Origin of the sequence: Nocardia arizonensis (genome assembly GCF_001310275.1) — a bacterium.
Lineage (GTDB): Bacteria > Actinomycetota > Actinomycetes > Mycobacteriales > Mycobacteriaceae > Nocardia > Nocardia arizonensis.
Genome location: NZ_LGYZ01000081.1, coordinates 311,970 through 324,958, shown reverse-complemented (window position 1 = coordinate 324,958; position 12,989 = coordinate 311,970). Strand labels below are relative to the sequence as shown.

General features: G+C 68.7%; 15 protein-coding genes and 1 pseudogene. 5 read left to right on the top strand and 11 right to left on the bottom strand.

Annotated elements, in window-relative coordinates; genetic code table 11:
• Positions 1-50: 50 nt before the first annotated feature.
• Positions 51-1,667 carry an acyl-CoA synthetase gene (locus APZ21_RS17065; RefSeq protein ID WP_054814259.1) on the top strand — a complete coding sequence of 539 codons (1,617 nt, stop codon included), beginning with the start codon at positions 51-53 and terminating at the stop codon, positions 1,665-1,667.
• Positions 1,668-1,763: 96 nt separating this feature from the next.
• Here the strand turns inward: APZ21_RS17065 and APZ21_RS17060 are convergent, their stop codons facing one another.
• On the bottom strand, positions 1,764-3,119 hold the full coding sequence (locus APZ21_RS17060; RefSeq protein WP_054814258.1) for a cytochrome P450: 1,356 nt from the start codon (positions 3,117-3,119) through the stop codon (positions 1,764-1,766).
• A gap of 386 nt (positions 3,120-3,505) precedes the next feature.
• On the opposite strand from APZ21_RS17060, the gene APZ21_RS17055 reads away from it, so the two are divergent.
• Complete coding sequence (locus APZ21_RS17055; RefSeq protein WP_239476690.1) at positions 3,506-4,345, top strand: alpha/beta hydrolase; 840 nt, start codon at positions 3,506-3,508, stop codon at positions 4,343-4,345.
• Between the two features lie 80 nt (positions 4,346-4,425).
• Entirely contained in the window at positions 4,426-4,830 is a 405-nt protein-coding gene (locus APZ21_RS17050) for a hypothetical protein (protein ID WP_054814257.1), read from the top strand.
• Between the two features lie 118 nt (positions 4,831-4,948).
• Here APZ21_RS17050 and APZ21_RS17045 read toward each other — a convergent pair whose 3' ends face one another.
• From APZ21_RS17045 to APZ21_RS17035, 3 genes are all read right to left on the bottom strand, one after another.
• Positions 4,949-5,269 carry an ArsR/SmtB family transcription factor gene (locus APZ21_RS17045; RefSeq protein ID WP_054814431.1) on the bottom strand — a complete coding sequence of 107 codons (321 nt, stop codon included), beginning with the start codon at positions 5,267-5,269 and terminating at the stop codon, positions 4,949-4,951.
• A gap of 182 nt (positions 5,270-5,451) precedes the next feature.
• Positions 5,452-5,814, bottom strand: a complete 363-nt coding sequence (locus tag APZ21_RS17040) for a hypothetical protein (protein WP_371852284.1) — start codon at positions 5,812-5,814, stop codon at positions 5,452-5,454.
• 234 nt (positions 5,815-6,048) lie between these two features.
• Positions 6,049-6,666, bottom strand: coding sequence for a TetR/AcrR family transcriptional regulator (locus APZ21_RS17035; protein WP_082393178.1), 618 nt, complete (start codon positions 6,664-6,666; stop codon positions 6,049-6,051).
• A 68-nt stretch (positions 6,667-6,734) separates the two neighbouring features.
• Between APZ21_RS17035 and APZ21_RS17030 the strand changes: the two genes are divergently transcribed.
• Positions 6,735-7,484 carry an MBL fold metallo-hydrolase gene (locus APZ21_RS17030; RefSeq protein ID WP_054814254.1) on the top strand — a complete coding sequence of 250 codons (750 nt, stop codon included), beginning with the start codon at positions 6,735-6,737 and terminating at the stop codon, positions 7,482-7,484.
• A gap of 13 nt (positions 7,485-7,497) precedes the next feature.
• Here APZ21_RS17030 and APZ21_RS17025 read toward each other — a convergent pair whose 3' ends face one another.
• The 6 genes and pseudogenes from APZ21_RS17025 to APZ21_RS35130 form a co-directional block, all read right to left on the bottom strand.
• Complete coding sequence (locus APZ21_RS17025; protein WP_054814253.1) at positions 7,498-7,938, bottom strand: pyridoxamine 5'-phosphate oxidase family protein; 441 nt, start codon at positions 7,936-7,938, stop codon at positions 7,498-7,500.
• Positions 7,935-8,696, bottom strand: a complete 762-nt coding sequence (locus APZ21_RS17020; protein ID WP_063125089.1) for a sigma 54 modulation/S30EA ribosomal C-terminal domain-containing protein — start codon at positions 8,694-8,696, stop codon at positions 7,935-7,937. Before APZ21_RS17020 ends, APZ21_RS17025 begins: the two co-directional genes overlap by 4 nt.
• A gap of 234 nt (positions 8,697-8,930) precedes the next feature.
• Positions 8,931-9,677, bottom strand: coding sequence for an energy-coupling factor ABC transporter ATP-binding protein (locus APZ21_RS17015; protein ID WP_239476670.1), 747 nt, complete (start codon positions 9,675-9,677; stop codon positions 8,931-8,933).
• The gene (cbiQ, locus tag APZ21_RS17010) at positions 9,641-10,402 is read right to left on the bottom strand and encodes a cobalt ECF transporter T component CbiQ (RefSeq protein ID WP_054814251.1); all 762 of its coding nucleotides are present in this window, start codon (positions 10,400-10,402) and stop codon (positions 9,641-9,643) included. The genes APZ21_RS17015 and cbiQ overlap by 37 nt, the downstream gene beginning before the upstream one ends.
• Positions 10,402-10,836 (bottom strand): PDGLE domain-containing protein, encoded by a 435-nt coding sequence (locus APZ21_RS35135; RefSeq protein WP_371852290.1) that lies wholly within the window; start codon positions 10,834-10,836, stop codon positions 10,402-10,404. Before APZ21_RS35135 ends, cbiQ begins: the two co-directional genes overlap by 1 nt.
• Positions 10,813-11,454 (bottom strand): annotated as a pseudogene (locus APZ21_RS35130) (energy-coupling factor ABC transporter permease); the annotation flags it as partial. The pseudogene APZ21_RS35130 and the gene APZ21_RS35135, both read right to left, overlap by 24 nt.
• 112 nt (positions 11,455-11,566) lie before the next feature.
• Here APZ21_RS35130 and APZ21_RS17000 point away from each other — a divergent pair.
• Entirely contained in the window at positions 11,567-11,902 is a 336-nt protein-coding gene (locus APZ21_RS17000) for an ArsR/SmtB family transcription factor (RefSeq protein ID WP_054814429.1), read from the top strand.
• A gap of 13 nt (positions 11,903-11,915) precedes the next feature.
• Here the strand turns inward: APZ21_RS17000 and APZ21_RS16995 are convergent, their stop codons facing one another.
• Positions 11,916-12,971: a mechanosensitive ion channel family protein gene (locus APZ21_RS16995; RefSeq protein ID WP_054814250.1), complete on the bottom strand. Its 1,056-nt coding sequence runs from the start codon at positions 12,969-12,971 to the stop codon at positions 11,916-11,918.
• Positions 12,972-12,989 lie beyond the last annotated feature (18 nt).

Below are 12,989 nucleotides of genomic sequence, written 5' to 3'. Positions count from 1 at the left end.
AGCTCCTGTGGTAGACAGGAGGCCGAAGTCCCGCCGGAGAAGAGAAGTCCATGTCGAACTCCTTTGCCGACCTGTTCGAGCACGCGGTCGACGCCATGCCCGAGCGGGTGGCGCTGATTCAGGGCGACCGCAGGATCACCTACCGCGAGCTCGATGAGCGCGCGAATCGCCTCGCGCACCACCTGGCCGCCCACGGGGCGGGGCAGGGCACGCATCTCGGATTCCAGATGCACAACAGCATCGAGACGATGGAAACGCTCATCGCCGCCTTCAAGCTGCGGTCGGTTCCGGTCAACGTCAATTACCGATACGGCCCGGAAGAGCTGCGTTACCTCTACGACAACGCCGACATCGAAATCCTGGTGCACCATCGCGCCTACGCGCCGATGGTGGAGCGGGCGCGCTCGCACACCCCCGGACTGCGTCACCTGCTGGTCGTGGACGACGATTCGGCCGATGCCGAGATCGAGAGCCGCGCAACGCCGTACGAGCGGGCGCTGGCCGGTCAACCGACCGCGCGCCCGGACGTAGGACGCAGCGCCGACGACCTGTTCATGATGTACACCGGCGGCACCACGGGCCTGCCCAAGGGCGTGATGTGGCGTCAGGAGGACATGTGGCGCGTCCTCGGCGGCGGCATCGACTTCTACACCGGCGAACCGGTGGTCGACGAATACCAGCAGTCGCGGGTGGGCGCCGAGAACGATCCCACCCGATGGCTGATCCTGCCTCCGCTCATCCACGCCTCGGCCATGATGCCGTCCTTCACCGCGCTGTGGACCGGCAACGCGGTGATCTACACCCCAAAATTCGATCCCGCGGCCATCTGGCGCGGTGTCGCCGCCGAACGCCCCGGCGTGCTGGTCATCACCGGCGACGCGATGGCGCGTCCGCTGCTCGACGCCTACCGCGCGAATCCGGTGGACGCGAGCTCACTGGTCGCCATCGCCTCCGGCGCGGCGCTGCTGTCGCAGCCGGTGAAGAACCAACTGCTGGAACTGTTCCCGCACGCGGTCGTCTCCGATTCCATCGGCTCGTCCGAAACCGGTTTCGGCGGTATGGGTTTCGCCGAGAAGAACGACGACCCGGCGCGCGGGCCGCGGGTGCGGATCGGTCGCGGCGCCATCGTCGTCGACGACGAGGGCCGTCCGGTCCCCGACGGCGCGGAGGGTTGGCTGGCCAAGACCGGTTCGGTGCCGATCGGCTACTACAAGGACCCGGCCAGGACCGAGAGGCTGTTCCGCACTGTGGACGGCGTGCGCATGGTCGTCACCGACGACCGGGCGCGCGCCGAGGGCGACGGCTCGATCACCCTCATCGGACGCGGCAACATGGTCATCAACACCGGCGGCGAGAAGGTCTTCGCCGAAGAGGTCGAGGCCGTGGTCAAGGCGCACGACTCGATCTACGACGCGGTCGTCATCGGGGTGCCCGACGAGCGCTGGGGATACGCCGTCGCCGCCGTGGTGTCGGTCGCCGAGACCACGGCGGTGGATTTCGATTCGCTGGTCACCCACGTGCGCGCCCATCTGGCCGGATACAAACTGCCGCGGCGCATCTGGGTGGCGGAGTCGGTCACCCGCACGCCCTCGGGCAAGCCCGACTATCGCTGGGCCAAGACGCACGCCGAGAGCCGCGACCCCGATCACGTCGTCGGATCGGGTTAGTGCCGAGTATCGGAAGCCGGTCACCGCGGGCGCTTTCGCCCGCGACGGCGAGAAGGGCGCCGCCACCCGGGCGGCGCCCTTCTCGCCGTGCGTGATTCAGGCGCGGTCGCGCCTGCGGTAGCGGATGGTGCACGGCTGCTCGAGCTGCACGACCATCTTGGAGTGGTCGTTGCGGTAGCTGTCCGACGGCTGCGCCAACTCGAATTCCCAGTCCCGCAACAGGATCGAGAAGATCGCCTTGAGCTGCATGAGTGCGAACGGCGCGCCGACGCAGCGGTGGCGGCCCGCGCCGAAGGGAATCCAGGTCCACCGGTTGACGAGGTCTTCCTGGTTCGGGTCGATATAGCGGCCCGGATCGAAGGTGTTCGGATTCGGGAAGTCCTCGGGCAGACGGTTGGAGACCGCGGGGGTGGTCGCCACCAGGTCGCCCTGTCCGATGCTGTGCCCGCACACCTCGAACTCGCCCCTGGCTACCCGCATGAGGATGATCAGCGGCGGGTGCAGGCGCAGGGTCTCCTTGAGGGCGGCCTCGAGCTTGGGGATCTGACGCATGGCGTGGTGGCTGACGGTGGCGCCGTCGGCGAACAGCTCGTCGAGTTCGGTGACCACCTCGGCCAGCACCTCGGGGTGGCGCAGCAGTTCGATGACCGTCCACGCCGCGGTGCCGGACGTGGTGTGGTGACCGGCGAACATCATGGAGATGAAGATGCCGGTGATCTCGCTGGCGCTGAAGCGCGGGTTGCCGTCGTCGCCGGGGATGGAGACCAGCACGTCGAGCATGTCGCGGTCCTCCTTGCCCTGCGGCGGATTCGCGATGCGCCCGTTCATGATCTCCTGGACAAGCTCGACCAGCTTGGCCCGCGACTCGTCGCGGATGCGGAAGCTCTCGATGTCGGCGTAGGGATCGACGTAGCAGTAGGCGTCGGTGCCGCGCTCTAGCTCGTGGTAGAGATGGGCGAAGCGCTCGTCGAGCTCGTTGCGGAACTTGACGCCGATCAGGCAGGCCGAGGAAGTGTAGATGGTCAGCTCGGCGAAGAACTCGAGTAGATCGATCTCGCCCTCGTCGTCCCAGCGGGCCAGCATCTCGTCCACTTCGCGGGCGATGGTCTCGGCGTGGCCGCGCATGTGCTCACCGCGCAGCGCCTGGTTGTGCAGCATCTCCTTGCGGCGCTCCGGGCTGGCGTCGAAGACGACGCCCTCGCCGAAGATCGGCTTCATGAACGGATAGGCCGCCGCCTGGTCGAGTTCCTCGTCGCTGGATCTGAAGAAGAATTCGTTGGCCTCGGCACCTGTCAGCAGGATCACGTCCTTGTCCGCGAGGCGGAACGAGCCCACATCTCCGCATTCCTCGCGGACACGCCGCATGAGCGCGATCGGGTCGGTACGGAACTCCTCGAGGTGGCCGTGTTCGTGCTCGCCCCCGGAAACCTGTCGCGGTTTGACCAACGTCATTTCTGCAACCTTTCAGGCATGCATGTCCGAAACCTGATCTGGACAACTGTCTGGACAGTACTACGGTGAAAGGCGGCGCGGCAAGTCCCGAAGGTACTCGCGCGCGTGTGATCGAGGTCCATGCAGAACCCGAACTCGGCTCGAACAGAGGCGCGGCGACGGTAGTGTGTCGCGTCGACGCCGTGATCGGCTACTACGGCGAAAGTTGGGAAACGGATATGCGTGAGTCACGGTCCGATCGACACGGACACGGCGGGAAATCGATTCGGCGGATGCTGGTGCCCGCGCTCGCGGCGGGGGTGACAGCGGGAGCGTTCCTGCGCGGGCGTGTCCCGTCCGCCGTCCATGCCGACCTGCGCCTCGGCGCCGCCCTGCTGCCGCGCGAGATGGTCGGGCCGCGCACCGCGCCGGTATTGAACGCGCTGATCTCGCTCATGCCGGGTGCGCCCGGCGTCGAGCAGATCCGTATCGACCCGCATGTCTCGGTTCGGGTGCACCGGCCCGCGACCTTCGATCCGGCCGTCGCGACGCCCGCTCTGCTGTGGATACACGGCGGCGGCTATGTGATCGGCAGCGCCCGTCAGGACGACCATGTGTGCCGCCGCTTCGCCGACCGGCTCGGCATCGTTGTCGCCGCGGTCGAGTACCGGCTGGCCCCGCGGCATCCGTACCCGATTCCGGTGGAGGACTGCTACACCGCGCTCACGTGGCTGGCCGGGCAGCCGGGCGTCGACCCGGCGCGGCTGGCCGTCGGCGGCGCGAGCGCGGGCGGCGGGCTCACCGCGGCGCTCGCCATCGCGGCGCGCGACCGGGGCGGGGTGCGCCCGGTGCTGCAACTGCTGGTCTATCCGATGCTGGACGATCGTACGACGCCGCGCGAGGACGTGGATGTGAGCGCGCACCGGCTGTGGGGCCTGCGCTCCAATCGCTACGGGTGGCGGTCCTATCTGGGTACCGCAGACCCGGCGGTGGCGGTACCCGCGCGCCACCGCGACCTGAGCGGTCTGCCGCCCGCCTGGCTCGGGGTGGGTTCGGCGGATCTGTTCCACGACGAGGATCTGGCCTACGCGCGGCGGCTACGCGCGGCCGGGGTGGCCTGCGAGGTGGTCGAGGTGCCGGGGGCCTTCCACGGATTCGATCGGGCGCTGCCCGGCGTCCGGGTGTCGCGCGCGTTCTTCCGAGCCCAGTGCGAGGCGCTGCGCGCGGCCTTCGAGGCGGGGCTTTAACCGCGCCTTCAGCCGGTCGCAAGCGGGCGGGCCGACACTCGGAGTCGTTCAAAGGCCCCACCACGACAGGACTTCCGATCATGGCCCGCACCTCCGCTCGTCCCTTCCGCGCCGCCGCCGTCGCACTGACCGCCGCCGCCGCGACCGTCGCGATCGCTTTCGGCGGCGCGGGCGTCGCCCAGGCGGGCTACAACGGCACCGTCCACTTCGCCCCCGGCACCAGCGGAACCGTCATCGACGGCGCGGTCGTGCGCGGCGATGCCGACAACTACTACCTGGAGGCCCGCCGCGGGCAGACCATGAGCGTGTTCCTCACCTCGCTCGAGGGCAACGCGAACTTCAGCATCGCCGGCCCCGACGGTCCCACCCTGCTCGTCGCGGACACCTACACCGAGATCGTGCTCCCGGCCTTCGGCTACTACCGGATCACCGTCTGCCCGACCCGCGGCAACGCCACCTACTCCTTGCACGTCGAAATCCGCTGATCGAGAACGGGATTCGAACCACAGGCGCCGGTCGGGGAGTGAAGCGACGATCCGGTCGGTACGGCGTTGTCGACTCCCCGCAGCACCGGTCGCGCGCGTCCGGCCGCGTGGGCGCCGATCATTGCGAGCGGGCTTGGACCAGCGTCGAATCCTCCAGGAGTTCGGCCTGTCCGGCGACGACGGTGGTGAGGATCTCGCGGGCGACCCGCAGGAGTTCGGCGACCTGCGGGCTGGTCAGGGCGTAGGTCACCGACAGACCCTCGCGTCGAGCGGTGACCAGCCCGGTGCGGCGCAGAATCGCCAGTTGTTGTGAGAGATTCGCCGGTTCGATGCCGACTTCGGGCAGCATTTCCGAGACCGCGTGGTCACGTTCGCTGAGCAGTTCGAGTACCCGGATTCGCACCGGGTGGCCCAGCGTCTTGAAGAAGTCGGCTTTCATTCGGTACAGCGGTTGGCGTGCACCGCCCACGACGACCTCCAACCCCGAACTTCCGCGCGGCCACAACGATTTCCGATTCTTCGTGAGTCAGCAGTCTATCGACTCCGCCAGGTACCGGTGGGAGAACGCCGACCCCGCGCCCGGCCTCGCGCCGGACGGCGGCGAGGCCGGGCGCGGGATTCTCAGACCTCGAGTTCGGCCTCGATGTCCTTCAGCCGGTGGCGGGCCAGCGCGAGATTGCCGCGCTCGCGGTCCAGCGCGAGGTACAGGAACAGGCCCTTGACCTTGCGTCCGCGGGTCGGGCGAATGAGGTGGTACTGGCTGCCCAGTGTGATGAGCACGTCATCGATCTCCTGGTCGAGGCCGAGTTGTTCGATCGTGCGCATCTTGGCGCGCACCAGTTCGGTATTGCCCGCGGCGGCGACCTCGATATCGAAACTCTTCGAGCCGCCCAGCATGCCGAGCGGCATGCCGCTGCCGTAGTCGACGACGGCGGCCGCAACCGCGCCGTCGAGCATCATCATGTCCTTCAGGGCAACTTCCATGTCCGCCAAGGGTTTTCCTCTCTCGCGCCCGACAACGGCTTCGTGTTCGCAGACGCTACCCACGACCGGCGCGCACCGCTCGGCGATCGGTGAAGAATTCCGATAGGTACGCAATTGCCAAATTTCGCAAGCTGATTCCCGCGACGCTGGTCGTCGCGGGAATGCTCGCGAATCGCGGTGCGGTTGCCCGACGAATGCGATGTATAGGCCCCTGAATAAGCGGCGACGTATCCGCTAGGTCGCCGAGTCCCGTTCGGCCCTCGCGTGATTCGCGGCGTACAGGTGCGCGTCGACGAGCGTATCGAGCAGGACCTCGGCATCGGGCCACGGGAAGCTCGGACGGTCCTGGCGCAGCACGATCAAGCCGTGCATACCCGTCCACAGGCATGCGGCCGTGGCGGTCGGGTCGGCACTTCCGGTGGCCGCGACCGCGTCCACCAGCATGCGGAATACCGGCAGTCCCGGCAGCGCCGCGTCGGTCGGCTCCCAGCCCGGCATGCCCGCGGTGCTGAACAGCACCCGGTAGTGGCCGGGATGGGTGTAGCCGTAATCGCAGTAGGCGTGGCAGATCCGGCGCAGTCTGGTCGCGGGATCGGGGTCCGTCACCGCCGCCAGCCGTGAGCCGAGTTCGGCGAAGCGCACCTCGTATACCGCCGAGAGCAGTGCGCGCCGATCGTCGAAGTGCAGGTAGACGCTCTGCGGCGCGATGCCCGCGGCGCGGGCCACCGCGCGCAGCGACAGCGATTCCTGACCGTCGAGCGTCTCGAGCAGCTTGCTCGCCGCTTCGATCAACTCCTCACGCAAACGACCGCCCGCGCCCCGGGGATTGCGGGTTCTCCTGGGGGACGACACCTTGACAGCGTAACAAGACGGGTGTCAACTGTCGAATGTCAGTAGACACTCGTCTTGTTAGGATTCCCATGACCGTCACCGTCACCCGCGTTGTGCACGCCAGCGTCCTGCTCGACTTCGGCGGAGCCCGCATCCTCACCGATCCCTGGCTGTCCGAGCGACCCTTCTACCGGCAGGCCGAGACCCGATCCGTCGCGACGGCACTCGATCTGCCGTACCTGTGCGGTGTCCTGATCACCCACGCCCACTACGACCACTGCGATCTCGGCGCGCTCGCGAGCTATCCCGACAAGTCCATTCGCTTCGCGGTCGTCGAGGGGCTCGCGGGGCGCGTGCGTGACGCGGGCTTTCCCGATGTCGTCGAGCTGAAGCCTTGGCAGCGAACACGTCTGGGCCCGGTCGAGGTCACCGCGGCGCCCGCGCGCCACGGCGTCGAGGAGATCACATTCGTCCTGCGCGCCGACGGCACGACGATCTACTTCGGTGGCGACACCATGCGCATCGCCGAACTCGACGAGATCGCCACCCGGTTCCCCGAACTGGATCTGGCACTGTTGCCCGTCAACGGATTACGCATCCGTCCGGCGTTCAACCGTCAAGTGGTCATGGACGCCGTCCAGGCCGCCGATCTGACGCGCGCGCTGCGCCCGCGTCTGGCGGTGCCCATACACTACGGCTTCAGCGGCGGTCCGATCGGTGATCGGCTCATGACCAAATCCGTTCGTAACCCGGGGCTCTACGTGGACGCGGCCGCCGATGTCGCCCCGGACACCCGGGTGCACGTGCTGTCACCCGGTCAGCCGCTCGTGGTGTCATGAAGGCCGCGGCCCGCTAGGTCCGTTCGACCAGTCTGATACCGCTGACGATGGTGGGTTCGATGGCGATCACGGTGTCCATCGCCCGGCCGACCCACGGTCGCAGCAACCGTTCGTAGCGTGCGACGAGGTCGGGATCGGTGACCTGACGCGCCATCCCGGTCACCACCACCGACCAGCCGAGCCGCCGCACCGTGTCGACCTCGTCGGCCTCGTAGGCGACCACGACACCCGGGTCGGCGCGCACGGTGCCGCCGAATCGGGTGGCCAGGTGGGTGCGCACGATGATCAGGCCGTCCGCCTCGACCAGATGGTTCACCGGCCGGATCGCCGGTAACGCGTTGCGGGTGAACACCACTCGGCCCAGCGGTGTGGCCGCGAGCAGGTCGAGCGCCTCGTCCCGGTCCAGTTCGAGCACCGCCCGGTCGGCCTCGTCGACCTCGAGATCCTCGATCACGACCCACCACCGCGGGTGGAGGGCACCACCAGACCGAGGTCACCGTCATAGCGGCGGTACAACAGCCGCCCCCGGCTGTCCACGGCGTCGGTGAAGAAGACGAACGGCAGGCCGTAGCGGCACAGCCGGTCGGCGGCGGCACGTTCGGACAGCACCGGTGCGGGTCGCGGATTCATGGTCAGGGGCAGTGCGTGCAGTGCGGTCGGGGGGTCGACTCGATGCTGGCGGCCCAGCCGGAAGCCGCGCGGACCCGCACGGTAGACGGCCGCGTCCTCGCCGGTCTCGGCATCGGTGTAGAGATGGGCGTCGAAGTCCATCGCGTCGAGGGCGCGCACCGCCGCCGAGGGCCCGCCCCGCAGCAGATCGCAGTGCTTGCGACGCACGATGGGCCGTCGTTCGGTGACGAGGGCCAGCGCGGGCCGCACCGGATCCGGCCAGATCGGATCGCCGTCGACGCCGGTCAGACGTCGGATCTGGCGTCGCAGTCGTTGCGCGACCAGCCGCGCGATGTCGGAACCGTGTCCACCGACCTGGACCCGGACCGTGGCTTCGCCGACCCTCGCGGTCACCTCGGCCAGTATCGGGCCGCCCGCGCACGGCCCGGATGTCAGCCGAATCCGGGCCGATGGATCGGACCCGTGCGCGCACACCACTTCCGACACCGCGCGGACCGTGCGCTCGACTTCCCCCGAATCGACCGTGCCGCGCACGACGAGTGCGACGGCTCCGGTCTGCTCGTCGCCGGATAGTTCCACCACCGACCACTCCGTTTCTCGCGGCGTCAAGAGTTACGACTCCGACATGGCACCATTCGCGACCGGCCTGCGACAGGGACCAAAGTCCCGAACCGACCCTACGTTATGCCCCAGCGGGGATTTCGGCGATCGGTGCGCGCGAGCGGTCACCCACGGTTCGCCGCTAGGCCGATGCCGTTGTCGCCGACCGGGATACGGTGCCCGCCTGCAGGTATGCCGGCGTATCGGGTTCGGCGCTCAGCTCAGGCGGTGCGCGGCGAGCAGTCCGGCATCGCCGAGTATGTCCTCGATGGCTCCGTCCGCGACGACGCGACCGCCGTCGAGGACGACGGCCCGGTCGCAGACGCGCCGGGCATAGGGCAGGTCGTGGGTGACCAACACCAGCGTGGTCGGCAGCGTGAGCAGGATGTCGGCGAGTTCGCGCCGCGCCACCGGGTCGAGATTGGCGGCCGGTTCGTCGAGGACGAGCACTTCGGGACGGCAGGCCAGGACGGTGGCCAGCGCCGCGCGTCGGCGTTCGCCCAACGATAGCCGCGCCGGTGAGCGGTCGGCTCGGTCCGACATCCCGACCGCCTCGAGCGCGAACCGCACGCTCTCGGTGAGCGCCGCGCCGCGCACACCGAAATTGGCGGGTCCGAAGGCGACATCCTGTTCCACGGTCGGCATGAACAGTTGATCGTCGGGGTCCTGGAAGACCACGCCGACCCGCCGCCGGATCTCGCGCACGGTGCCGCGATCGAGCCGGGTGCCGCCGATGTGAATCTCGCCCGAACCCGCGGTGAGTACGCCGTTGAGATGCAGCATGAGGGTCGATTTGCCCGCGCCGTTGGGACCGAGCACGGCGATCCGCTCCCCGCGGGCGATCTCGAGGTCGAGTCCGTGCAGTGCCGCGGTGCCGTCAGGATAGGCGAAGCTCAGCCCGACCACGCGCACCGCGGGCGGGCCGCTCACCGGACGGCCAAGGCGGCGAGGCAGATCGCGCACGCGGCGACGGCCGGGACACAACCGAGAAACCACTGCTCGACGGTGGCGCCTGGCCTCGCGAAGGTATGGACGGCGCCGGTGAATCCGCGCGAGAGCATGGCCAGATGCACTCGTTCACCGCGTTCGTAGGAGCGCAGGAACAGGGTGCCGACCCCGCGTGCGGTCGCGCCGACCTGCCACAGGGTGCGCGGATCGTCACCGCGTGAGATCCGTGCCAGCCGCATGCGCGCCGCCTCGTCGACGATCACGTCGACATAGCGCAGCATGAGCGCGACGATGGTGACGATCATGCCGGGCACTCGAAGTCCGCTCAGTGCGCCGGGTAGCTCGCGCACACCGGTCGTGGCGGCGAGGGTCAGTGAGACACCCACTCCGATAGTCCCTTTCGCGACAATGCCCCACGCGGCCCAGAGCCCGGCGGTCGACAGCGACGCACCCCACAGCGCGACCCGCGGTTCCCCCGCCGCGAACGGCAGCAGCACCGCCAGCACCACGAACGGCGCTTCGATGAGCAGACGCGGCGCGATCCACCGCGGGGGTATGCGCGCCCACCGCCACATAGCGACGAGTCCGACCGCGTAGAGCGCATAGGGCCACAATGTCTCGCGTGGGGTCGCGACGACGGCGAACACCGAGATCGCCGCGCACACGATCTTCACTTCCGGCGCGGTTCGGTGCGCCGGCGAGTCGCCGGGCAGGTGCAGCCGCTGGCCGATGGCCGCCACTACGTGGACTCCGGCGCGGGCGATTCACCGCGGGCAGCGGGGGACGCCGAGCGGCGGTGCGCGCGACCGGTCCGCACCAGACGCACCGTCGCGAAGAGCGCGGCGAAGGCCGCGGCGACCCCGAGCACGCCCGCGACACCGGTCAACCGGTGGTCGCCGCCGACGGTGTAGTCGGCCAGCGGCGACTTCGCCAGGGCATGGTCCTCGGCATTGCGGGCGATGCAGTCGCCGCGCAGTTGCTCGCTCCCGTCGACCCACACCGTCGTGCAGCCGCGCCGGATCGTGGCGTCCAGCCCGTCGGGCCGGGAACTCGCGACATAGGACAGCAGCCCCGCGACCAGCAGCGCCACCGCGGCGAAACCGAACAGGAAACCGTTCGCCGACAACGCGATCCGAGGTGTGGTCCGGCTTTCGCCGTGCCGCAGCAGATACACCAGGTCGGGGCGGGCGTTGACGACGGCGGCCACGGTGAGCGCCGTGATGAGACCCTCGCCAATGCCGATCAGCGCGTGCGTGAACAGCATGTACCCCGCGACCGCGCCCACGGTCGATCCCGAGGCGCCGCCGATGGCGTACTCGCCGACGAAACCTGCGGCGGCGCAGAGTGTCGCGAGAAGTCCCGCGACGAACGCGACGATGCCGATCCCGCCGCCCCGGGAGATCGCCAGTGCCCGGCGAGCGAGGAAGTAGCCCGCCGCGACACCGATGAGTGCCATATTCGTGATGTTCGTGCCGAGTGCGGTCAGCCCGCCGTCGGCGAACAGCAGAGCCTGTACCACCAGCACGATCGCCAGGCACAGCGCTCCGACATAGGGTCCGACCAGAATCGCCGCGAGCGCTCCGCCCAGCAGGTGTCCGCTGACCCCGGGCAGGATCGGGAAGTTCACCATTTGCACCGCGAAGATGAACGCGGCCACCAGGCCCGCCATCGGCGCGGCACGTTCGTCCAAGTCCGCGCGCGCTCGCCACGCGGCGAACGCGAGCCCCGCGACGGCGATGACGGCGAACAGCGCCGAGGTGGGAGCGTCGACGATGCCATCACTCATGTGCATGGCCGTGGTGATGCTGCTCACCTCCCGGTACGATACTCGCAATATATGTACAAGTGAACCGATATGTAAGCATTGGCGAGGATCGTTCCCGAGGAGAGAAACGGCAGAGACAATCGTGGCCGCCAGTCAGCTCGACCCCGAACATGTCCGGCCCGCCGTGCCGGGTCTGGATCCCGCAGGCGTCGAGCACTGGGCCCGCCGTTTCGATCTGCTCTCCGACGCCAATCGGCTGCGCCTGCTGGTCTGCCTGCACCACACACCGGACCAGAGCGTGACCGATCTCGCCGCGGCCGTGGGGATGTCGGCGACCGCGGCGTCACACGCGTTGCGGCTCTTGCGTTATCAGGGTTGGGTCAGCGCCGCCAAATCCGGCCGGGTCGTGCGGTATCAGCTCGCCGACGAGACAGTCCACCAACTGCTGCACTGGATCGGCGCGACACACGCCTGACCAATCCGCCGGGTCAGGCGTCGGCGGTCTGCGACGACGTCTCGGCGATGGCCGTCGGAATCTTCGGCAGCGCGTACGGATGGTGTCTGCTGAGCCAGGACAGCAATTCCTCGCGCACCGCGCAGCGCAGTCGCCATACCGCGTCCGCGTCGGCGGCCGACATGCTCGCGCGGACCACGATATCGGTGGGCGTGCTGTCGGTGACGAGCAGATTCCAGCTGCGCTGGTCCCAGTCGGGATGGGTGCGCAGATAGTCGTAGAGGTGGTCCCGTAACACCGGAACGGGCGTGCTGTGGTCGAGGTGCAGGAAGACGGTGCCGGTGATCTCGGGTCCGCCCCGCGACCAGTTCTCATAGGGTTTGCTGTTGAAGTAGGACACCGGCATGGTCAGGCGCCGGTCATCCCAGATGCGGACGGTGAGGAAGGCCAGGGTGATCTCCTCCACCGTGCCCCATTCCCCTTCCACCACAACGGTGTCGCCGATCTTGACCGAATCGCCGAACGCGATCTGAAGTCCCGCGATGAGGTTGCTGAGGGTCGACTGCGCGGCCACGCCCGCGATGATGCCGATCACGCCCGCCGAGGCCAGCAGCGAGGTGCCGAGCGCGCGCAGACTCGGGAACAGCAGCAGTATCGCCACCGCGGCGGTGCTCGCCACCAGGATCGAGGTGACGATTCGGCGCACCAGCGCGAGTTGGGTGCGCAGTTGCCGGACCCGGGCGATATCGCGGGCGCGCGCGGCGTAGGAGCGCAGCGTGTTGTCGGCCACGGCGTCGGCAGCGCGGATGATCGTCCAAGCCGTCGACATGGTCGCCGCCGCGGCGAGTATGGTGCGAATGAGATTGTCCTGGGACAGATCCAGGCGGGCCAGCGGATAGGTGGCGTAGAGCGCCAGGGAGCCGAGCAGCGATTGCAGCGGCAGTTGCACCCGGCGCAGCAGGGCGGGCAGGTTGGTGCCGGGCCTGCGCAGCGACAAGTAGCGCAGCAGGCGGTCGAACAGTAGACCGAGGGTGACGGTGACGGTGATCGTGGCCGCGAAGACGATGAGCGGCCGCAACAGTTCCTGCAACGGGGTCGGCCTCCTCTT